At 69.1% G+C, this 20,133-nt stretch carries 21 protein-coding genes; 6 read left to right on the forward strand and 15 right to left on the reverse strand.

The window, feature by feature from the left end; genetic code table 11:
* Positions 1-2: 2 nt before the first annotated feature.
* From dapD to ACH4TV_RS00210, 3 genes are all read right to left on the reverse strand, one after another.
* On the reverse strand, positions 3-992 hold the full coding sequence (gene dapD, locus ACH4TV_RS00200; RefSeq protein WP_398392611.1) for a 2,3,4,5-tetrahydropyridine-2,6-dicarboxylate N-succinyltransferase: 990 nt from the start codon (positions 990-992) through the stop codon (positions 3-5).
* 288 nt (positions 993-1,280) lie between these two features.
* Positions 1,281-1,820, reverse strand: coding sequence for a TetR/AcrR family transcriptional regulator (locus tag ACH4TV_RS00205; protein WP_398392613.1), 540 nt, complete (start codon positions 1,818-1,820; stop codon positions 1,281-1,283).
* Entirely contained in the window at positions 1,820-2,140 is a 321-nt protein-coding gene (locus tag ACH4TV_RS00210; RefSeq protein ID WP_398392615.1) for a DMT family transporter, read from the reverse strand. Before ACH4TV_RS00210 ends, ACH4TV_RS00205 begins: the two co-directional genes overlap by 1 nt.
* A gap of 224 nt (positions 2,141-2,364) precedes the next feature.
* On the opposite strand from ACH4TV_RS00210, the gene ACH4TV_RS00215 reads away from it, so the two are divergent.
* Positions 2,365-3,228: an AbfB domain-containing protein gene (locus ACH4TV_RS00215; RefSeq protein WP_398392617.1), complete on the forward strand. Its 864-nt coding sequence runs from the start codon at positions 2,365-2,367 to the stop codon at positions 3,226-3,228.
* 107 nt (positions 3,229-3,335) lie between these two features.
* Here ACH4TV_RS00215 and ACH4TV_RS00220 read toward each other — a convergent pair whose 3' ends face one another.
* Genes ACH4TV_RS00220 through ACH4TV_RS00255 form a run of 8 tightly spaced genes read right to left on the reverse strand, consistent with a single transcriptional unit; the run spans position 3,336 to position 9,957 of the window.
* The gene (locus ACH4TV_RS00220) at positions 3,336-3,668 is read right to left on the reverse strand and encodes a metal-sulfur cluster assembly factor (protein WP_107017666.1); all 333 of its coding nucleotides are present in this window, start codon (positions 3,666-3,668) and stop codon (positions 3,336-3,338) included.
* A complete protein-coding gene (gene sufU, locus ACH4TV_RS00225; RefSeq protein WP_398392619.1) occupies positions 3,665-4,132 on the reverse strand; it encodes a Fe-S cluster assembly sulfur transfer protein SufU in 468 nt (155 codons plus the stop codon). The genes ACH4TV_RS00220 and sufU overlap by 4 nt, the downstream gene beginning before the upstream one ends.
* A 15-nt stretch (positions 4,133-4,147) precedes the next feature.
* The gene (locus ACH4TV_RS00230) at positions 4,148-5,404 is read right to left on the reverse strand and encodes a cysteine desulfurase (protein ID WP_398392621.1); all 1,257 of its coding nucleotides are present in this window, start codon (positions 5,402-5,404) and stop codon (positions 4,148-4,150) included.
* Complete coding sequence (gene sufC, locus ACH4TV_RS00235) at positions 5,401-6,168, reverse strand: Fe-S cluster assembly ATPase SufC (RefSeq protein ID WP_398392623.1); 768 nt, start codon at positions 6,166-6,168, stop codon at positions 5,401-5,403. Before sufC ends, ACH4TV_RS00230 begins: the two co-directional genes overlap by 4 nt.
* Positions 6,169-6,175: 7 nt before the next feature.
* Positions 6,176-6,505 carry a non-heme iron oxygenase ferredoxin subunit gene (locus tag ACH4TV_RS00240; protein WP_398392624.1) on the reverse strand — a complete coding sequence of 110 codons (330 nt, stop codon included), beginning with the start codon at positions 6,503-6,505 and terminating at the stop codon, positions 6,176-6,178.
* A complete protein-coding gene (gene sufD, locus ACH4TV_RS00245) occupies positions 6,505-7,692 on the reverse strand; it encodes a Fe-S cluster assembly protein SufD (RefSeq protein ID WP_398392626.1) in 1,188 nt (395 codons plus the stop codon). Before sufD ends, ACH4TV_RS00240 begins: the two co-directional genes overlap by 1 nt.
* Before the next feature lie 58 nt (positions 7,693-7,750).
* A complete protein-coding gene (gene sufB / locus ACH4TV_RS00250) occupies positions 7,751-9,175 on the reverse strand; it encodes a Fe-S cluster assembly protein SufB (RefSeq protein ID WP_398392628.1) in 1,425 nt (474 codons plus the stop codon).
* Positions 9,172-9,957 (reverse strand): helix-turn-helix transcriptional regulator, encoded by a 786-nt coding sequence (locus ACH4TV_RS00255; protein WP_398392630.1) that lies wholly within the window; start codon positions 9,955-9,957, stop codon positions 9,172-9,174. Before ACH4TV_RS00255 ends, sufB begins: the two co-directional genes overlap by 4 nt.
* A gap of 228 nt (positions 9,958-10,185) precedes the next feature.
* Here ACH4TV_RS00255 and ACH4TV_RS00260 point away from each other — a divergent pair, with 228 nt between their 5' ends.
* The 3 genes from ACH4TV_RS00260 (at position 10,186) to ACH4TV_RS00270 (ending at position 12,974) form a co-directional block, all read left to right on the forward strand.
* Entirely contained in the window at positions 10,186-11,109 is a 924-nt protein-coding gene (locus tag ACH4TV_RS00260) for an ABC transporter ATP-binding protein (protein ID WP_398392632.1), read from the forward strand.
* Positions 11,110-11,171: 62 nt separating this feature from the next.
* Positions 11,172-11,888 (forward strand): ABC transporter permease, encoded by a 717-nt coding sequence (locus ACH4TV_RS00265; RefSeq protein ID WP_398395266.1) that lies wholly within the window; start codon positions 11,172-11,174, stop codon positions 11,886-11,888.
* Positions 11,889-11,957: 69 nt separating this feature from the next.
* Entirely contained in the window at positions 11,958-12,974 is a 1,017-nt protein-coding gene (locus tag ACH4TV_RS00270; protein WP_398392634.1) for a heme A synthase, read from the forward strand.
* On the opposite strand, the gene ACH4TV_RS00275 is transcribed toward ACH4TV_RS00270, so the two are convergent.
* The 4 genes from ACH4TV_RS00275 to ACH4TV_RS00290 form a co-directional block, all read right to left on the reverse strand.
* Positions 12,975-13,742, reverse strand: coding sequence for a nucleotidyltransferase domain-containing protein (locus tag ACH4TV_RS00275; protein WP_398392636.1), 768 nt, complete (start codon positions 13,740-13,742; stop codon positions 12,975-12,977).
* Between the two features lie 19 nt (positions 13,743-13,761).
* Positions 13,762-14,868: an amidohydrolase family protein gene (locus ACH4TV_RS00280; protein WP_398392638.1), complete on the reverse strand. Its 1,107-nt coding sequence runs from the start codon at positions 14,866-14,868 to the stop codon at positions 13,762-13,764.
* Positions 14,869-15,081: 213 nt separating this feature from the next.
* Complete coding sequence (locus tag ACH4TV_RS00285) at positions 15,082-15,438, reverse strand: hypothetical protein (RefSeq protein WP_398392640.1); 357 nt, start codon at positions 15,436-15,438, stop codon at positions 15,082-15,084.
* Positions 15,439-15,577: 139 nt separating this feature from the next.
* A complete protein-coding gene (locus ACH4TV_RS00290; protein WP_398392642.1) occupies positions 15,578-16,546 on the reverse strand; it encodes a heme o synthase in 969 nt (322 codons plus the stop codon).
* Positions 16,547-16,890: 344 nt separating this feature from the next.
* Between ACH4TV_RS00290 and tkt the strand changes: the two genes are divergently transcribed.
* Positions 16,891-18,978, forward strand: coding sequence for a transketolase (gene tkt / locus ACH4TV_RS00295; protein ID WP_398392644.1), 2,088 nt, complete (start codon positions 16,891-16,893; stop codon positions 18,976-18,978).
* A 35-nt stretch (positions 18,979-19,013) separates the two neighbouring features.
* Entirely contained in the window at positions 19,014-20,132 is a 1,119-nt protein-coding gene (gene tal / locus ACH4TV_RS00300; protein ID WP_398392646.1) for a transaldolase, read from the forward strand.
* The last annotated feature ends 1 nt before the right edge of the window (position 20,133 follow it).

Below are 20,133 nucleotides of genomic sequence, written 5' to 3' on the forward strand. Positions count from 1 at the left end.
CGTCAGTTGTGGCTGTGCAGGACCTCGTTCAGCCCGCCCCAGACCGCGTTGTTCGGCCGGGCCTCGACCGTGCCGGTGACCGAGTTGCGTCGGAAGAGGATGTTCGAGACGCCGGAGAGCTCACGGGCCTTGACGATCTGGCCGTCGGGCATGGTGACGCGGGTGCCGGCGGTGACGTAGAGCCCGGCCTCGACCACGCACTCGTCGCCGAGCGCGATCCCCACGCCCGCCTCGGCGCCGACCAGGCAGCGCTCGCCGATGGTGATACGGACCTGGCCGCCACCCGACAGCGTGCCCATCGTCGAGGCACCGCCACCGATGTCGGAACCGTCGCCGACCACGACACCGGCGGAGATACGGCCCTCGACCATCGACGTACCGAGGGTGCCCGCGTTGAAGTTGACGAAGCCCTCGTGCATGACGGTCGTGCCCTCGGCGAGGTGCGCACCGAGGCGGACCCGGTCGGCGTCGGCGATGCGGACGCCCTTGGGGGCCACGTAGTCCGTCATGCGGGGGAACTTGTCGACGGACGTCACCTGGAGGTGCAGGCCCTCGGCGCGGGCGTTCAGCCGCACCTTCTCGATGTCGTCGACGGCGACCGGACCGAGCGAGGTCCAGGCGACGTTGGCGAGGAGGCCGAAGACGCCGTCCAGGCTCTGGCCGTGCGGCTTGACCAGGCGGTGGGAGAGCAGGTGGAGGCGCAGGTAGGCGTCGTGCGTGTCGATCGGCTTGTCGTCGAGGGAGGAGATGACCGTGCGGACCGCGACGATCTCCACGCCCCGGCGGGCGTCATGACCGACGGCCTTGGCGGCGTTGGCACCGAGCAGTTCGACGGCCCGCTTCAGGTCCAGCCGCTCGGTGCCGGACGGGCCGGCCTCGGCGTCCAGTTCGGGCGCGGGGAACCAGGTGTCGAGAACGGTGCCGTCAGCGGCGACGGTGGCAAGCCCGGCGGCCACGGCGCCGGTGGTACGAGAAGCAGTCGTGTCGGTCATGGACCGAACCTAACTTGAGCGCCCCCACCCGGGCGAACCGGCACGGGACCGTCTCAAGTGCCGGGCACAATCCAGCCCGCCCGGCGTTCGAGGACGAGGCCGACCCGCACCCCCAGCCCGTCCGGCGTTTGAGGACGAGGCCGACCCGCACCCCCAGCCCGCCCGGCGCTTGAGGACGAGGCCGTTCAGGCCGAAGCGGGGTCTGGGGCGGCAGCCCCAGCGGGGTCGAAGGGGCAGAGCCCCTGGGGATGGGACGGGTAGGGGCGGCGGGGGCGAGAAAACACCCCGTCAAACCCGCAGCACCCGCCCGAACACCTCCCGCGCGAACCCCTCGTCGTACGCACCCCCGGTAAGCAGCACCTGCAGGCAGATCCCGTCCATCACCGCGACCAACGCCCGCGCCGTCGCCGCATCCGTACGCCCGTCCAGCAACTCGACGACCCCCTCGGCCCACTCGGCGGCGACAGGCCGCAGCGCGGGCCGCCGAAGCGCCGCCAGATACAACTCGCACTCCAGCTCCACCCCCGCCCGGTCCCCCGCGAGCCACTCCCCCAACAACCCGGCGAGCTCCCCGGCCAGGTCGGCCCGGTCGTCCTGGAACCCACCCCGCGCGGCAACCACCTTCGCGAACCCCTCGTTCGCCTGCCGCAGTGCGGCGACGAGCAGCTCGTCCAGCGTCCTGAAGTGATAGGTCGTCGACCCGAGCGGCACATCCGCCTCCGCGGCGACCGACCGATGACTCAGCCCGGCGATGCCCTTGTCCCCCACCACTCTGATCGCCGCGTCGATGATCCGCTGGCGCCGCTCGGGGTCGTACCGCCGCCCCATCAGTGCGCACCGCCCATGTTGAGCACGACGACCCCGCCGATGATGAGCGCGATCCCTGCGACCTTGGCCACATTCATGCCCTCCCCGAGGAACACGACGCCGATCGTCGCGACGGCCGCGGTCCCGACCCCCGCCCAGATCGCGTACGCCGTGCCGACGGACACGGTCTTCAGCGTCTGGGCCAGCAGCGCGAACGCGACGGCATAGCCCAGTCCGGTCAGCAAAGAGGGCCACAGCCTGCTGAAACCGTCGCTGTACTTCATGGCGGTCGTGGCGCCCACCTCGGCGACGATGGCTCCGACCAGCAGCAGATATCCCATGTGTACGAGTGTACGCATCGATGCGTACACTCGTACACACCGCCCGGCACCGCACCCGCCCAAATCCACCCCCTCTCCGCACTCGGTCATCAACTCCCCCGCCCTCCGGTCTCATTGAGGAAACAATCCTTCTCAGGGCACTGGACGTCACCTAGCCTCGCGTCCATTACTGTTTCAACCACTCGTTCACACGTTCGCCACAGGCGACGCCGGAGGAACAGCGCATGACAGAAGAAAAGCCCCGGCTCATCCCAAATCAACCGTGGGAGAACGGCTGGGCCCCGGACACCTCGCGCGTGCCCGGGACGCGGCGGCTCTGGATGGCGGGCACCCTGGCCCTGTCGGTCGTGGCCGCCTGTGTGACGGCGATCATCGTCACGGAGCGGCAGGCCGAGCAGCAGACGCCCACGACGAAGGCCGCCGCGCCGTCGGCCGGCTCGACGTACCCCGGTCTGCTCACGTTCGCCTCCCCTACGGCCGGCGGAACCGCGCCGCCGAGCGGAAAAAGCGACCTGGCGTCGGCGCCGCCCGCCGCACCGGCTGTCGCCGCAACCCTGCCCGCTCCGGGTGCCAAGGGCTCCGCCTCGGCCCCCGCTGCGGAAGCACCCGAGAAGCCCGCCGCTTCCCCGTCCCCCAGCAAGCCCCCGGCCGCTCCCGCGAAGCCGGACACCTCCCTGAGGTCCATCGAGGCGGCCAGCTACCCCGGCCGCTACTGGCACGTGTCAGACGGCCTGGTGAAGCTCGATCCGGTCGGCGGATCGGAATCCCGCGAGGACTCCACCTTCAGCATGGTCAAGGGACTGTCCGACAGCTCCTGCTACTCGTTCAAGACGCACGACGGCAAGTACCTGCGCCACCGTGAGTTCATCCTGCGCGCCGAACGCAACGACGGCTCCTCGCTGTTCAGGCAGGACGCCACCTTCTGCGGCGGCTACTCGGGCTACACGGGCGCGGCAGTACTCACGTCCGTGAACTACCCCAACTACGCACTGCGCCACAAGAACTTCCAGCTGCGCCTGGACCCGTACGGCTACAACACGACCAACCGGCAGGACTTCTCCTTCCGCGTGGTCGCCCCGCTGGCCTGAGACCGGCCTGAGACGCATACGAAAGCGGCGGCACCCTGCTCGGGTGCCGCCGCTTTCGTATGCGTAACGAGTGGTGCGTGGTGCGCTGTGCCGGAGAGGACAGAACCTCAGACGTTGAAGCCCAACGCCCGCAGCTGGTCCCGTCCGTCGTCCGTGATCTTGTCCGGGCCCCACGGCGGCATCCACACCCAGTTGATGCGGAGCTCGTTGACGATGCCGTCCGTGGCGGACTTGGCCTGGTCCTCGATGACGTCCGTGAGCGGGCAGGCCGCGGACGTCAGGGTCATGTCGATCGTCGCGATGTTCGCGTCGTCGATGTGGATGCCGTAGATCAGGCCCAGGTTGACGACGTCGATGCCCAGTTCGGGGTCGACGACGTCGTACAGCGCCTCGCGAACCTCTTCCTCAGAGGCCGGCTTCATCTCGATGGTCTCGCTCATGCCGTCTTCCTTTCGGCGGCGTCCGAGCCCAGAGCCTGGGCCGTCGCGTCCTTCCACGCCATCCAACTCAGCAGCGCGCACTTCACCCGGGCCGGGTACTTGGAGACACCGGCGAACGCGACCGCGTCCTCCAGCACCTCCTCCATCGAGTCGTCCGGCTCGATCCGGCCCTTGGACTGCATCAGCTCCAGGAAGGTCTCCTGGATCTTCTGCGCCTCGGACAGTTCCTTGCCGACCAGCAGCTCGTTCAGCACGGAGGCCGAGGCCTGACTGATCGAGCAGCCCTGACCCTCGTATGAGACATCGCTGATCGTCGTGCCGTCGTACTTCACGCGCAGGGTGATCTCGTCGCCGCACGTCGGGTTGACGTGGTGCACCTCGGCGTCGCCATCCCGCAAGCCCCGCCCGTGCGGGTGCTTGTAGTGGTCCAGGATGACTTCCTGGTACATCGAATCAAGCTTCACGACTCAGCCAGCTCCTCAGCCGAAGAAGTTCCGTACGTGCTCCAGTCCGTCGACCAGAGCATCGATCTCGGCCGGCGTGGAGTACAGATAGAACGACGCTCGCGTGGTCGCAGGAATTCCGTACCGCAGGCAGACCGGGCGGGCGCAGTGGTGGCCGACCCGGACGGCGATGCCCTGCTCGTCGAGGACCTGGCCCACGTCGTGCGGGTGGATGTCACCGAGCGTGAAGGAGATCGCCGCGCCCCGGTCCTCGGCCGTGGCCGGACCGATGATCCGCAGGCCGGGGACGTCGCCGAGCCGCTTCACCGCGTACTCGGTGAGCGCGTGCTCATGGGCGAGGATCTTGTCCATGCCGATGGCCGACAGATAGTCGATCGCCGCACCGAGGCCGACCGCCTGTGCGATCGGCGGCGTACCCGCCTCGAACTTGTGCGGGGCGGGAGCATAGGTCGACGAGTGCATCGACACGGTCTCGATCATCTCGCCGCCGCCCAGGAACGGCGGCAGGTCCTCCAGGAGCTCCTGGCGGCCCCACAGCACCCCGATGCCCGTCGGGCCGCACATCTTGTGGCCGGTGAAGGCCACGAAGTCGGCCTGGAGGGCCTGTACGTCCATGGGCATGTGCGGGGCGGCCTGCGAGGCGTCGATCAGGACCAGGGCCCCGACCTCCTGCGCCCGGCGCACGATCTTCTCGACCGGGTTGACCGTGCCCAGGATGTTGGACACCAGCACGAAGGAGACGATCTTCGTCTTCTCCGTGATGACCTCGTCTATGTTCGAGAGGTCGAGCCGGCCGTCGTCGGTGAGGCCGAACCACTTCAGCTTCGCGCCCGTGCGCTGCGAGAGCAGCTGCCACGGCACGATGTTGGAGTGGTGCTCCATCTCCGTGATGACGATCTCGGTCTCGTGGTCGACCCGGTAGGGCTCGTCGGCCCAGCCCAGCATGTTGGCCACGAGGTTGAGCGACTCAGAGGCGTTCTTGGTGAAGATCACCTCGTCGCGGCTGGGCGCGTTGATGAACGCGGCGACCTTGTCGCGCGCGCCCTCGTACAGCGCCGTGGCCTCCTCGGCGAGCACATGGATGCCCCGGTGCACGTTGGCGTTGTGCTGCTCGTAGTACTCGGAGAGAGTGTCGATCACCTGGCGGGGCGTCTGAGAGGTCGCCGCGTTGTCCAGGTACACGAGCTTCTTGCCGTCGTGGATCACCCGATCGAGGATCGGGAAGTCCTTACGGATCGCCTCGGTGTCGAGGAGGCCCGGCAGCTGAGTCACGCTGATACGCCACCCTTCGTGGTGTAAGCCTCGTAGCCCTCGTTCTCCAGCTTGTCGGCGAGTTCGGCGCCGCCGGACTCGGCGATCCGGCCGTCGGAGAAGACGTGGACGAAGTCGGGCTTGATGTAACGCAGGATGCGCGTGTAGTGCGTGATCAGCAGGGTGCCGACCTCGCCCGTCTCGCGGACGCGGTTGACGCCCTCGGAGACGACGCGCAGGGCGTCGACGTCCAGGCCGGAGTCGGTCTCGTCGAGGATCGCGATCTTCGGCTTGAGGAGCTCCAGCTGGAGGATCTCGTGGCGCTTCTTCTCACCGCCGGAGAAGCCCTCGTTGACGTTGCGCTCGGCGAAGGACGGGTCCATGGAGAGACGCTGCATGGTCTCCTTGACCTCCTTCACCCAGAGGCGCAGCTTCGGCGCCTCACCGCGGATGGCGGTGGCGGACGTACGAAGGAAGTTGGAGACGGAGACGCCGGGGATCTCGACCGGGTACTGCATCGCCAGGAACAGGCCCGCGCGGGCGCGCTCGTCGACGGACATCTCCAGGACGTTCTCGCCGTCGAGGGTGACGGTGCCGCCGGTGATCGTGTACTTCGGGTGGCCCGCGAGGGAGTAGGCGAGGGTCGACTTGCCGGAGCCGTTGGGGCCCATGATGGCGTGCGTCTCGCCCTGCTTCACGGTCAGGTCGACGCCCTTGAGGATCTCCTTCGTGGCGTTGTCGGCCTCGACGGTGACGTGCAGGTCGTGGATTTCAAGCGTTGCCATGGGTACCTCAGGACTCCTGGGTGAGGGAGACGAGCACGTCGTCCCCTTCGATCTTTACGGGATATACGGGGACGGGGCGCGTCGCGGGAAGGCCGGACGGCTTACCGGTGCGGAGGTCGAAGCTGGAGCCGTGCAGCCAGCACTCGATCTGGCAGTCCTCCACCTCGCCCTCGGAGAGCGAGACGTTCGCGTGCGAGCAGATGTCGTGGATCGCGAACACCTCACCCTCGGTACGGACGACCGAGACCGGCGTGCCGTCGAGTTCCACCCGCTTCGGGGTGTCGTCCTCCAGCTCGCTCAGCCCGCAGGCGCGTACGAACGTCGAAGAGGCAGCCATCAGACGGACGCCTCCAGCTCCTCGTCGATCTTCGTGAGAAGGCGCTGCTCGATGTCGTCGACACCGATCTGCTGGACCAGTTCGGCGAAGAAGCCGCGGACGACCAGTCGGCGGGCCTCGTCGGCCGGGATGCCGCGGGCCATCAGATAGAACAGCTGCTCGTCGTCGAACCGTCCGGTGGCACTCGCGTGCCCGGCGCCGACGATCTCACCGGTCTCGATCTCGAGATTCGGTACGGAGTCCACGCGCGCCCCGTCCGTGAGGACCAGGTTGCGGTTCATCTCGTACGTGTCGGTGCCCTCGGCCTTGGCCTCGATCAGCACGTCGCCGATCCACACCGCGTGGGCGCCCTCGCCCTGGAGCGCGCCCTTGTAGACGGCGTTCGACTTGCAGTGCGGGGTGTTGTGGTCGACGAGGAGGCGGTGCTCCTGGTGCTGGCCGGCGTCCGTGAAGTACAGGCCGAACAGCTCGGCCTCGCCACCGGTGCCGGCGTAGGTGACGCGCGGGTGCAGCCGTACGAGGTCGCCGCCGAAGGTGACCACGAAGGACTTGAAGGTGGCGTCGCGGCCGATCAGCGCGTTGTGCTGGGCGACGTGCACGGCCTTGTCGTCCCAGTCCTGGACGGAGACGACGGTGAGCTTGGCGCCGTCGCCGAGGACGTACTCGACGTTGGCGGCGAGCACCGCGTCACCGGTGTGATCGATGATCACGACGGCTTCGGCGAAGGCGCCCAGCTCGATGACCTGGTGGCCGTAGGCCACACCGCCCTCGCCGTGGACGGCGACGCGGATCGGCTCGGCGAGGACCGTCTCCTTGGGGACGGTGATCACACCGGCCACCTCGAAGGAGCTGTACGCCTGGGCGGCGACGCGGTCCACGGGGACGCCGGCCCGCCCGAGTCGCTTGTCGTCACGGCCGACGGCCTCGACGGTGACGCCCTCGGGTGCCTGGACGTCCACCTTGACGCCGGTGCCGGTGGCGACGGCGGTGCCGTCGTGCAGCCCGCGCAGCCGCTCCAGCGGGGTGAAGCGCCACTCCTCCTCGCGGCCGTGGGGGACGGGGAAGTCCGCCACGTCGAAGGAGGGGGGCGCGCTCATGCGCGTGGCGACGGTCGACTCGGCCGCGGCAGCAACCGCGATCGCGCCGGCGGTGGTGCTGCCCACCGGAATGTTCTGAGCCTCAGCCATGGCTGTCGGTCTGCTCTCTTTCCTGCGTAAGTGACGTGATGGGGGCGACGGCCGGCGCTTAGCCGACCGAGCCTTCCATCTGGAGCTCGATCAGCCGGTTGAGTTCCAGCGCGTACTCCATGGGCAGTTCCTTGGCGATCGGCTCGACGAAGCCGCGCACGATCATCGCCATCGCCTCGAACTCGGACATACCGCGGCTCATCAGGTAGAAGAGCTGGTCGTCGGAGACCTTGGAGACGGTCGCCTCGTGGCCCATGGACACGTCGTCCTCGCGGACGTCGACGTACGGGTACGTGTCGGAGCGGGAGATGGTGTCCACCAGCAGCGCGTCGCACAGCACGTTGGACTTGGAGCCGTGGGCGCCCTCGTTGATCTCGACGAGACCGCGGTAGGACGTACGGCCGCCTCCGCGCGCCACGGACTTCGACACGATGTTGGAGGAGGTGTTCGGCGCCATGTGGACCATCTTGGAGCCGGCGTCCTGGTGCTGGCCCTCACCCGCGAAGGCGATGGAGAGGGTCTCGCCCTTGGCGTGCTCGCCCATCAGGTAGACGGCCGGGTACTTCATCGTCACCTTGGAGCCGATGTTGCCGTCGATCCACTCCATGGTCGCGCCCTCGTACGCCACGGCGCGCTTGGTGACCAGGTTGTAGACGTTGTTCGACCAGTTCTGGATGGTCGTGTAACGGCAGCGGGCGTTCTTCTTGACGATGATCTCGACGACCGCGCTGTGCAGCGAGTCCGACTTGTAGATCGGGGCCGTACAACCCTCGACGTAGTGCACGTACGCACCCTCGTCGACGATGATCAGGGTCCGCTCGAACTGGCCCATGTTCTCCGTGTTGATACGGAAGTAGGCCTGGAGCGGGATCTCGACCTGCACGCCCTTCGGCACGTAGATGAAGGAGCCGCCCGACCACACCGCCGAGTTCAGCGACGCGAACTTGTTGTCGCCGACCGGGATGACCGTCCCGAAGTACTCCTTGAAGAGCTCCGGGTGCTTCTTCAGCGCGGTGTCGGTGTCGAGGAAGATGACGCCCTGCTCCTCCAGGTCCTCGCGGATCTGGTGGTAGACGACCTCCGACTCGTACTGCGCGGCGACACCGGCGACCAGGCGCTGCTTCTCCGCCTCGGGGATGCCGAGCCTGTCGTAGGTGTTCTTGATGTCCTCGGGCAGGTCCTCCCAGGACTCCGCCTGCTTCTCCGTGGAACGCACGAAGTACTTGATGTTGTCGAAGTCGATGCCCGACAGGTCGGAGCCCCAGTTCGGCATGGGCTTCTTGTCGAACAGGCGCAGGCCCTTGAGGCGGAGCTTGGTCATCCACTCCGGCTCGGACTTCTTCGAGGAGATGTCGCGGACGACGTCCTCGTTGATACCGCGCTTGGCAGAGGCACCGGCCACGTCGGAGTCGGCCCAGCCGTATTCGTACGTGCCCAGGCCGTCGAGCTCGGGGTGGGCAGTCTCCTCGATGGGGAGCGTCATGCTGGGTTCCTCCCGGCGGTACTTGCGGATGCTTTATGGGTGGCAGTGGACAGCTGTGGGGCTGGCGAGGCTCCGGCGTGCGAGGCCTTGGGGATGAACGTCGTGCACACACCGTCGCCGTGGGCGATGGTCGCGAGCCGCTGGACATGCGTTCCGAGCAGCTGGGAGAAGATCTCGGTCTCCGCCTCGCAGAGCTGCGGGAACTTTTCCGCGACGTGGACCACCGGGCAGTGGTGCTGGCAGAGCTGTTCTCCGACCGGTGCGCTGCGCGCCGTAGCAGCGTACCCGTCCGCACTCAGGGCCTTGGCCAGGGCTTCGGCGCGTTCTTCGGGGCCGGCGGCCTCGATCGCCTGGCGGTAGCCCTCGGCCTGCTCGGCGAACCGGGCGCGTGCGAAGGCGAGAACCGCGTCGTCGCCGCCCTCACGCGCGGCGATCCAGCGCAGCGCGTCCGCGGCGAGCTTGTCGTACGACTGGTCGAACGCGTCGCGTCCGCAGTCGGTGAGCGCGAAGGCCTTGGCGGGCCGGCCACGGGTACGCGCCCCGTAGACCCGTTGCTCACGCGCCTGTACGACGTCCTCCGCGGCCAGCGCGTCAAGGTGACGCCGTACGGCCGCATGGGTCAGGCCCAGTCGCCCGGCGAGCTCGGCGACGGTGGACGGACCGTGGTCCAGGATGGACCGCGCGACCCGGTTGCGCGTCGAATGATCCGAGCGCACTCCGGTCGCGAGCTCCTCCTGGGGGCCGCCCATGGGGGCCTCCCGATCCTCGCCGACGTATTTCACAACACCATTGTTGCGTAATTCCTCAGAGTGGGGCAAGCCGCGTCCCGTCCGCTCGACGGTGCCCTGCATCACTTAGGCTCACCTAACCTGACCTGCGAAAACGATCTTTGATCGATCAGCAGACCGGTCCCGAGCAGCACGGGAGCACACCCGGAGCGCGGCCGGAGCGGGGGCCCGACCGGCCCCCGCGCACCTGAGCGGCCCCTCCCGTACCTAGACTCTGGACCCATGCGAAGTGAGCCCGTGGTCCAGGTCCAGGCCCTGGTGAAGCGGTACGGCACGAAGACCGCGGTGGACGGCCTCGACCTGGTGGCCCTGGCGGGCATCACCGCCGTACTCGGTCCGAACGGCGCGGGCAAGACGACCACCGTCGAGACCTGCGAGGGATACCGGAAACCGGACTCCGGGACGGTCCGTGTCCTGGGCCTCGACCCGGTACGGGAAACCGCCGCCCTGCGTCCACGGGTCGGCGTGATGCTCCAGTCCGGCGGCGTCTACTCGGGCGCCCGCGCCGACGAGATGCTCCGCCACGTGGCCAAGCTGCACGCGCACCCGCTGGACGTGGACACCCTCATCGAACGCCTCGGCCTGGGCAGCTGCGGCCGGACCACGTACCGCCGCCTCTCCGGGGGCCAGCAGCAGCGCCTGGCGCTCGCGATGGCCGTCGTCGGCCGCCCGGAACTGGTGTTCCTGGACGAGCCGACCGCCGGCCTCGACCCCCAGGCCCGCCGGGCGACCTGGGATCTCGTACGGGATCTGCGAAGCGACGGCGTCTCGGTCATCCTCACCACCCATCACATGGACGAGGCCGAACAGCTCGCGGACGACGTCGCGATCATCGACGCCGGCAAGGTCATCGCCCAGGGCAGCCCCGAACAGCTGTGCCGCGGCGGCGCCGAGAACACCCTGCGCTTCACGGGCCGGCCGGGTCTGGACGTGGCCTCCCTGCTGAAGGCCCTCCCGGCGGACTGCACCGCCGCCGAACTGACCCCGGGCGCCTACCGCGTCGGCGGCAAGGTCAACCCGCAGCTCCTCGCGACGGTGACGTCCTGGTGCGCCCAGCACGGGGTGATGCCGGACCGGATCTCGGTGGAACGGCACACCCTGGAAGACGTTTTCCTGGAGCTCACAGGCAAGGAGTTGCGCTCGTGACCACCACGACGACCGGTACGGGCGCGTACACACCGAAGCCCGGCGCGGCCCCGCTCCCCCGCATGATCGGGGCCCAGACGGCCCTGGAGACGAAGATGCTGCTGCGCAACGGCGAGCAGCTGCTGCTGACGGTGGCCATCCCCACGCTGCTCCTGCTGCTGTTCGGCTCGGTGGACATCGTCGACACGGGAGCGGGCAAGGCGGTCGACTTCCTCGCCCCCGGCATCCTCGCGCTCGCGGTCATGTCCACGGCTTTCACCGGCCAGGCGATCGCGACAGGCTTCGAGCGCCGTTACGGCGTCCTGAAGAGGCTCGCCTCCTCCCCGCTCCCCCGCTGGGCCCTGATGACGGCGAAGACGGCGTCGGTCCTGGTCACCGAGGTCCTCCAGGTCGCCCTGCTGACGGTGATCGCCTTCGCGCTCGGCTGGTCCCCGCACGGCAACCCCTTCGCCGTACTCCTCCTGCTCCTCCTCGGCACGGCCGCCTTCTCGGGCCTCGGCCTGCTGATGGCGGGCACTCTGAAGGCGGAGGCCACGCTGGCCGCCGCGAACCTCGTCTTCCTGCTGCTCCTGGTGGGCGGCGGGGTGATCGTCCCGCTGGACAAGTTCCCGCCCGGCGCCCAGGACGTACTGGCCCTGCTCCCGATCTCGGCCCTGTCGGACGGGTTGCGGGACGTGTTGCAGCACGGCGCGGGGATGCCCTGGGGCGACCTGGGGATTCTCGCGGTGTGGGCGGTCGTGGGACTGGCGGCGGCGGGCCGGTTCTTCCGCTGGGAGTGACCGGGTCGGCGCGGGTCCGCTCCCGGGACCGGGACCCCTCGTGAAAGCGTGCACAAGCGGCCGCCTACGATGGGGCGCGTGCCAAAGATGACCCCCGCCGACGCCGTGTCCGCCGCGCGGAACCCGCTCGCCTTCATCGCCGCCCGCTGGACGCCGACCCCCCGGACCGTGCGGCGCGCGGCCCTCGCCGCACTCGTGATGTCGGTGGTCATCGTGGTCACCGGCGGTGCCGTACGGCTCACCGGATCGGGCCTCGGCTGCCCGACCTGGCCCAAGTGCACCGACGACTCGCTGACGACGACGAGCGCCATGGGCGTGCACGGCGTCATCGAGTTCACCAACCGCATGCTGACGTACGTCCTGTGCGCGGCGGTCGGCTGGGCGATCATCGCCGCCCGCTCCGAGAAGCCGTACCGGCGCAGCCTGACCCGGCTCGGCTGGGCCCAGTTCTGGGTCGTCATGGGCAACGCGATCCTGGGCGGCGTCGTCGTCCTGGTCGGTCTGAACCCGTACACGGTCGCGGCCCACTTCCTGCTCTCCTCGGCCCTGATCGCGGTCGCCACGGTGACGTGGCAGCGCACACGGGAGGGCGACGAGACTCCCCACCCGCTGGTCGGCAAGGCCGTGCGGCAACTGGTGTGGTTCCTGGTCGTCGCCTCGGTGCTGCTGATCGCGGTCGGCACGGTGGTGACCGGCTCGGGCCCGCACGCGGGTGACTCCAGCGAGATCGAGCGCATGCCGCTGAACTGGGAGAACGTCAGCAAGCTGCACGCGGTGCTCGCCTGGATCGTGGTGACACTGACGTTCGCCCTGTGGTTCGTCCTCAAGGCCGTCGAAGCTCCCAAGGGCCCACTGGACCGCACCCGGGACCTGTTCCTGATCCTCCTCGCCCAGGGTGTCCTCGGGTACATCCAGTACTTCACGAACCTCCCCGAAGTCCTGGTCGGCCTGCACATGTTCGGCTCGGCGCTGGTGTGGATCGCCGTCCTGCGCGTCCTGCTGTCCCTGCGCGAGCGCCCGGAGACCCCCGTCCTGGCGGATGTCCCCGGCCCGGCGACCGAGGCAACGGTCGGCACGCGCGCGTAGTCACGTGTACGAGGTCACCAGGCCGTCGATCGCAGCCCTCAGGTAGTCCCGCGTCAGCTCGGCACGCCGGTCGAGCCACCCCTCGGTGACCACCGCGGGACCCTGTCCGTACCGTCGGCGCACGATGTCCTCGACTACTTCCACAGGGGCTCCCAGCTCGGGCAGCAGGTCCAGTGCCGCCCGTTTGGAGATCAGGCTGCCCTCCCTCAGGGTCACCGTCGCCCGGGCGAAGGTGACCAGCCCGTGGTCGACCCAGACGTCCTGCGTCCAGAGCCGGGCCTTGTCCACGGCGGGCCGCAGGAAGTCGCGCTGGTCGCGTACGACGAAGTCGGCCAGCTGCCGGTCCGGCACCGCCGGAAGCAACTCCCCGGGCGCCTTCCCCTGCAGCACGCGCCCGAAGGTGTGCAGTTCACGCCGGGTCACCGGGGTGACGGTCCGCCTGAACAGCTCACTGTGCGCCCAGGTGAGGTGCCGACGCTCAGGGTCGGCCGTGGTCTCCGACGTCAGGTAGGAGCAGTGCAGCTGCGGGGCGAGCGGGTCGGCGCGGAGGCGGGCGTGCAGCTCTGCCACGTTCCACGCGGTACCCAGCCCGATCGGCCCGTCCAGGACGGCGATCAGGTCGAGGTCGCTCCGGCCCTCCTGGTAGTCGCCGCCGGCCAGCGATCCGTGGGCCCAGACCGCGACCGGGTCGAACGCCCGCAACTCACCGAGGAAGCGCTCCAGTAGGGCTTCGGTCAAGGCGTCCGTCCGCGTCCCCTGTGTCGTCATGCCTCAGTCTCTCCACACCTCACCCCAGCCCGTACACGCGCCGCGCGTTCCCGGCCGCGATCAGCCCCGCCACCCGCTGCGCGTCCCCCAGGGACCACGCCCCCTCGGCGACCCAGCCGCCGAGGACACGGCTGAGGGCGTCGCGGAACAACCGGGCGCCCACCACATGGAGTTCGGGCAGCCCCTGGGCACCGCTGGAGAAGAGGATCTTGCCGAACGGGGCGAGTTCGAGGATCTCGGCGAGGACGGCGGCGGCCCGGGCACCGGTGCGGACCATGGCGGCGCCCAGGTCGGCGTACACGTGCGGGAAGACACCGGCGAGGTGGGCCGCGTGCCGGTGGTACGGATACCCGTGGAGCAGCACCAGGTCCGTGCCCAGCCCGGCCGTCGCGCGGACGAAGTCGGTGAGCAGGACCGGGTCGGTGCGGTCGATGCGCAGGCCGGGTTCGCCCAGCCCGGCGTGGAGTTGGAGCGGCAGGCCCGAGGCGACCGCGATCCACAGCAGGTGGCGCAGCAGCACCGGGTCGCTGAGCGGGCCACCGACCCGGCGCCCGGCCAGCCAGCGGCCCGCCGCGCCCCGCACCTCCCCCGGCCCCGGCGGATCGGGCGCGAGCGCCAGTCCGTGCCGTACGCCGGCCACGGAGGTGAAGGCCACGGCACTCCCGGCGGCGCCGTGCACCGACTCGGCGAGGTTGGCGAGGAAGGACTCGACGGTGCCGGAGGTGTCGGCGACCTGTTCGGCGAGGAGTTCGAGCCGGACGATCTCACGGGCTTCGGCGGCCCCCGCGGAGGCCATCTCGGCGGGCCCGGTGAGGTCGCCGGGCAGCCCGGCGTCGACCAGATATGTCGTGATTCCGCTGCCCCGCAGCAGCCGCCGGCCCGATTCCAGTACGCCGAGTTCACGGCGCCGGGCGAGATAGCTGGCGGGGGCGGCGTGCGGTTCCAGGCCGAGCAGCGGGGGGCACCAGCGGCGTACGGCGAATCCGGTCTGGGTGTCGAAGAGGGTCGTCCCCGCGGCGGGCGGGCCCTCGGTACGCGCGAGCTGGGCCTCGAAGGTGCCCAGGCCCAGCTCTGTTCTCAGTACGCCGTGGCAGTACTGGTCCACGAGGGACGGCGTTTCGATCATCCGGGCTCCCCGTGGCTGGACCGTGTGTTCCTAAGGTCCTAACGGGTGAACCGGCTGTCAGGTGTTGCTGTCACACACCCCGTGGGAAGCGCGCCGCGGGTAAAGCCGGAAGGAGGTGCGGGTTTCGGACAAGGTGCGGGTCGTCTGTGGCTTGTCGCGCCCACGCGGCGGAGCCGCACATGGATGCAGCCCCGCGCCCCTGGGGCCGGTCACTCAGCCGTTGGACGGCCCTCCGACCTGGATCCCCGCCATACGCGTCCATTCGTACGGCCCGGTCGTGACCTTGGCCGCGAACTCGCCGTCGAAGTCCTCATGGACGGTGATGCCGGCCTTCTCGACGGCCTGCTGGGCGATCGCGTACGTGGGGGCCACGAGGTCGCCCCACCCGCCGTCCTCGCCGACGAGCACGATCCGGGCCCCACGCTCCCCGATGTACGCCACCTGCGCCTCAGCACCACCGTGCTGCTTGGCGAACCCGTCGATCTGCTTGGCGAGCTTGGCCGCCCTGCGCTCCGCCTTCGCGGCCTGCTTGGCGTCGGCGGTCTCGTCAACCTGCTGCGTATCTGCCATGCCCAGGATGCTACCGACGGGTACACCAGCCGGCGACGCCAGGGCCAAGTGGCCTTGGCCACGCGCCCTGTAAGGGGCGCGGGGAACTGCGCGACCAGCCCCCACCGGCCCGCAGCGGACTACGGACCCGCACGGAACCTCAGCGCAAGAAGGGATCCACCGCGACAGCCACGAACAGCAGCGACACATAGGTGATCGACCAGTGGAACAGCCGCATCTCCTTCAGCTTGCCGCCCGCCTCCTCAGCCCGCGCGCGACCCTGCAACGCGTGCGCCTCCCACAGCCACCAACCGCCCGCCGCCAGCGCGACCGTCGTGTAGAACCAGCCGGTGTAGCCGAGCGGAGTCAGCAGCAGCGAGACCGCGACCATCGCCCAGCTGTACGCCACGATCTGCCGGGCGACCGTCTTGTTGGAGGCGACGACCGGGAGCATCGGCACGCCCACGCGCGCGTAGTCGTCCCGCACTTTCATGGACAGCGGCCAGTAGTGCGGCGGGGTCCAGAAGAACATGACCAGGAAGAGGATGACCGGCGCCCAGGAGAGCGAGTTCGTGACGGCGGACCAGCCGATGAGGACCGGCATGCAGCCCGCGATGCCGCCCCACACGATGTTCTGCGACGTACGCCGCTTGAGGATCATCGTGTAAACGACCACGTAAAAGAGGAGCGCGCCCAGCGCCAGCCAGGCCGACAGCCAGTTGACCGTCAGGCCGAAGAGGAGGGTGGAGGCGACGGCGAGGGCGATGCCGAAGGCCAGGCACTCGCGCGGGCTGACCATGCCGGTGACCAGCGGGCGCTGCGAGGTGCGGTCCATGAGCGCGTCGATGTCGCGGTCGATGTACATGTTGAGGGCGTTGGCGCCGCCCGCGGAGAGATAGCCGCCGAGGCAGGTGAGGAGGACCAGTCCCAGGTCCGGTACACCCTGCTCCGCCAGGAACATCACCGGAACGGTGGTGATGAGCAGCAGCTCGATGATCCGCGGCTTTGTGAGAGCTACGAACGCCATGACCCGGGCCCCGAACGGCCGTCGGCTCGGGTTCTGACTCGTCCCGATAATCCCCGCTGGACGGGATTCAACGGCCGTCACGCACACCCCTGACAGAGACATTCCAACAAGCCCCCGGCCGTGAAGTCCCGGTAAAGGCTCGCGCTTACCACGCCACTGTAGACGTTGCCCAGACCCCGTCCTTCGCGGGGGTGGGGTCGTGTTGAGGGGTGCTTTGTGACGGGCGCGACGGGGCTCGATTGAGCGCTCGGACGGCCCGCTTCGTATTGCAGTCCGGCAGCGGTCGGGAGGCGGATGCGAAGCGGTCCCGGCAGTCTGGAATGACTCGAAATACTGCACGTTCTTACGAGGGTAGGCTCGACAAAGGCCGAGGGTGTCAGCCCTCGGCAGCCGGTGGACACCGAGGACGCCGGCATTAGACATGTGGAGAGGAGCCCTGACCCAGGGTGAGCACCAAGCCGACCACCACAGACCTCGAGTGGACCGAGTTGGACCAGCGGGCCGTCGACACCGCCCGCGTCCTGGCCGCCGATGCCGTACAGAAGGTCGGTAACGGCCATCCCGGTACGGCGATGAGCCTGGCCCCCGCCGCGTACACCCTCTTCCAGAAGGTGATGCGGCACGACCCGGCGGACGCCGACTGGGTCGGGCGCGACCGTTTCGTCCTGTCCGCCGGCCACTCGTCCCTGACCCTCTACACCCAGCTGTACCTGGCCGGTTTCGGCCTGGAGCTGGATGACCTGAAGGCGTTCCGGACGTGGGGTTCGAAGACCCCCGGCCACCCGGAGTACGGGCACACGACGGGCGTCGAGACGACGACCGGTCCGCTCGGCCAGGGTGTCGCCAACGCGGTGGGCATGGCGATGGCGGCCCGCTACGAGCGCGGTCTGTTCGACCCGGAGGCACCCGTAGGGGAGTCCCCGTTCGACCACTTCATCTTCGCGATCGCCGGTGACGGGTGTCTGCAGGAGGGCATCTCCGCGGAGGCGTCCTCGCTGGCCGGTCACCAGAAGCTCGGCAACCTGGTCCTTTTGTGGGACGACAACCACATCTCGATCGAGGGCGACACCGAGACGGCCGTCTCCGAGGACGTCGCCAAGCGGTACGAGGCGTACGGCTGGCATGTGCAGCGGATCGCCCCGAAGCCGGACGGCGACCTCGACCCGCACGCCATCTACAACGCCGTCCAGGCCGCCAAGAAGGTCACGGACAAGCCGTCCTTCATCGCGATGCGCTCGATCATCGCCTGGCCCGCCCCGAACGCCCAGAACACCGAGGCGGCACACGGCTCGGCGCTCGGCGACGACGAGGTCGCGGCCACCAAGCGTGTCCTCGGTTTCGACCCGGAGCAGTCCTTCGAGGTCTCGGACGCGGTTCTCCATCACACGCGCGAGGCGCTGGAGCGCGGGCGCCAGGCGAAGGCCGAGTGGGAGAAGTCGTTCCAGGAGTGGCGCAACAGCAACGCCGAGCGCGCCGCCGAGTTCGACCGTATCGCCGCGGGTGAGCTCCCCAAGGGCTGGGAGGAGAAGCTCCCGGTCTTCGAGGCGGGCAAGGGCGTCGCCACGCGTGCCGCGTCCGGCAAGGTCCTGCAGGCGCTGGGTGCGGTCATCCCGGAGCTGTGGGGCGGCTCGGCCGACCTGGCCGGCTCGAACAACACCACCATCGACAAGACGTCCTCCTTCCTCCCGGCGGACAACCCGCTGCCGGAGGCGGACCCGTACGGCCGCACGATCCACTTCGGCATCCGCGAGCACTCGATGGCCGCCGAGATGAACGGCATCGCGCTGCACGGCAACACCCGTATCTACGGCGGGACTTTCCTCGTCTTCTCCGACTACATGCGCAACGCGGTACGCCTCTCCGCGCTGATGCACGTGCCGGTGACGTACGTGTGGACGCACGACTCCATCGGCCTCGGCGAGGACGGCCCGACGCACCAGCCGGTCGAACACATCGCGTCGCTGCGCGCCATCCCGGGCCTGAACGTCGTGCGCCCGGCCGACGCCAACGAGACGGCCATCGCCTGGCGCGAGATCCTCAAGCGCTGGACGAAGGTCTTCGGCAAGGGCGCCCCGCACGGCCTCGCGCTGACCCGCCAGGGCGTGCCGACGTACGAGGCCAACGAGGATGCGGCGAAGGGCGGTTACGTCCTCTTCGAGGCCGAAGGCGGCGCGCCCGAGGTCATCCTCATCGCCACCGGTTCCGAGGTCCATGTGGCCGTCGGGGCGCGTGAGCAGCTCCAGGCCGAGGGTGTGCCGACACGGGTCGTGTCCATGCCGTCCGTGGAGTGGTTCGAGGAGCAGGAGCAGGGGTACCGGGACAGCGTTCTGCCGCCGTCCGTCAAGGCGCGCGTCGCGGTCGAGGCCGGCATCGGTCTCACCTGGCACCGTTACGTCGGGGACGCGGGGCGCATCGTTTCCCTGGAGCACTTCGGTGCGTCGGCCGACGGCAAGGTCCTCTTCCAGGAATTCGGCTTCACTGCCGAGAACGTCGCATCCGTAGCCCGGGAATCGATCGCCGCAGCCCAGCGCTGACGCTGACATAACGACACGTAGGAGATGTATTTTCCATGACAGACGCACTCAAGCGCCTCTCCGAGGAAGGCGTCGCGATCTGGCTGGACGACCTGTCGCGCCAGCGGATCACGTCCGGCAACCTCGCCGAACTGATCGACCAGCAGCACGTCGTGGGCGTCACGACCAACCCGTCGATCTTCCAGAAGGCGATCAGCAGCGGTGACGGTTACGAGCAGCAGCTCACCGACCTCGCCGCCCGCAAGGTCACCGTCGAAGAGGCCGTCCGCATGATCACGACGGTGGACGTCCGTGACGCCGCCGACATCCTGCGTCCCGTCTACGACTCGACGCAGGGCCAGGACGGCCGGGTGTCGATCGAGGTCGACCCCCGTCTCGCCCACAACACCACCGCGACCATCGCCGAGGCCAAGCAGCTGGCCTGGCTCGTGGACCGCCCCAACACGCTCATCAAGATCCCGGCCACCAAGGCGGGTCTGCCGGCGATCACCGAGGTCATCGGCCTCGGTATCAGCGTCAACGTCACGCTGATCTTCTCGCTGGAGCGCTACCGCGAGGTCATGGACGCCTACCTGGCCGGTCTGGAGAAGGCCAAGGAGCGCGGCCTGGACCTCGCGAAGATCCACTCCGTCGCCTCCTTCTTCGTGTCCCGCGTGGACACCGAGATCGACAAGCGGATCGACGCGCTGGGCACCGACCAGGCCAAGGCCGCCCGCGGCAAGGCCGGCCTGGCCAACGCGCGGCTCGCCTACCAGGCGTACGAGGAGGTCTTCGGTTCCGACCGCTGGGCCGCCCTCGACAAGGCGCAGGCCAACAAGCAGCGTCCGCTGTGGGCCTCGACCGGCGTCAAGGACAAGGCGTACAAGGACACCCTGTACGTCGACGACCTGGTCGCGCCGAACACGGTGAACACCATGCCGGAGGCGACCCTGTTCGCCGCCGAGGACCACGGGCAGATCACCGGCAACACCATCGCCGGTACGTACGAGCAGTCCCGCGCCGAACTCGACGCGGTCGAGAAGCTCGGGATCTCGTACGACGACGTGGTCCAGTTGCTGGAGGACGAGGGCGTCGAGAAGTTCGAGGCGTCCTGGACCGACCTGCTCAAGTCGACAGAGGCGGAACTGGCGCGCCTCGCCCCCTCGGAGGGCTGAA

Origin of the sequence: Streptomyces sp. NPDC020898 (assembly GCF_044333925.1) — a bacterium.
Taxonomy (GTDB): Bacteria; Actinomycetota; Actinomycetes; order Streptomycetales; family Streptomycetaceae; genus Streptomyces.

Coding starts and splice junctions, on each gene's coding strand:
- dapD (WP_398392611.1), bottom strand. CDS start 992: ATGACCGACACGACTGCTTCTCGTACCACCGGCGCCGTGGCCGCCGGG.
- ACH4TV_RS00205 (WP_398392613.1), bottom strand. CDS start 1,820: ATGGGGCGGCGGTACGACCCCGAGCGGCGCCAGCGGATCATCGACGCG.
- ACH4TV_RS00210 (WP_398392615.1), bottom strand. CDS start 2,140: ATGGGATATCTGCTGCTGGTCGGAGCCATCGTCGCCGAGGTGGGCGCC.
- ACH4TV_RS00215 (WP_398392617.1), top strand. CDS start 2,365: ATGACAGAAGAAAAGCCCCGGCTCATCCCAAATCAACCGTGGGAGAAC.
- ACH4TV_RS00220 (WP_107017666.1), bottom strand. CDS start 3,668: ATGAGCGAGACCATCGAGATGAAGCCGGCCTCTGAGGAAGAGGTTCGC.
- sufC (WP_398392623.1), bottom strand. CDS start 6,168: ATGGCAACGCTTGAAATCCACGACCTGCACGTCACCGTCGAGGCCGAC.
- ACH4TV_RS00240 (WP_398392624.1), bottom strand. CDS start 6,505: ATGGCTGCCTCTTCGACGTTCGTACGCGCCTGCGGGCTGAGCGAGCTG.
- sufD (WP_398392626.1), bottom strand. CDS start 7,692: ATGGCTGAGGCTCAGAACATTCCGGTGGGCAGCACCACCGCCGGCGCG.
- sufB (WP_398392628.1), bottom strand. CDS start 9,175: ATGACGCTCCCCATCGAGGAGACTGCCCACCCCGAGCTCGACGGCCTG.
- ACH4TV_RS00260 (WP_398392632.1), top strand. CDS start 10,186: ATGCGAAGTGAGCCCGTGGTCCAGGTCCAGGCCCTGGTGAAGCGGTAC.
- ACH4TV_RS00265 (WP_398395266.1), top strand. CDS start 11,172: ATGATCGGGGCCCAGACGGCCCTGGAGACGAAGATGCTGCTGCGCAAC.
- ACH4TV_RS00270 (WP_398392634.1), top strand. CDS start 11,958: ATGGGGCGCGTGCCAAAGATGACCCCCGCCGACGCCGTGTCCGCCGCG.
- ACH4TV_RS00275 (WP_398392636.1), bottom strand. CDS start 13,742: ATGACGACACAGGGGACGCGGACGGACGCCTTGACCGAAGCCCTACTG.
- ACH4TV_RS00280 (WP_398392638.1), bottom strand. CDS start 14,868: ATGATCGAAACGCCGTCCCTCGTGGACCAGTACTGCCACGGCGTACTG.
- ACH4TV_RS00285 (WP_398392640.1), bottom strand. CDS start 15,438: ATGGCAGATACGCAGCAGGTTGACGAGACCGCCGACGCCAAGCAGGCC.
- ACH4TV_RS00290 (WP_398392642.1), bottom strand. CDS start 16,546: ATGTCTCTGTCAGGGGTGTGCGTGACGGCCGTTGAATCCCGTCCAGCG.
- tal (WP_398392646.1), top strand. CDS start 19,014: ATGACAGACGCACTCAAGCGCCTCTCCGAGGAAGGCGTCGCGATCTGG.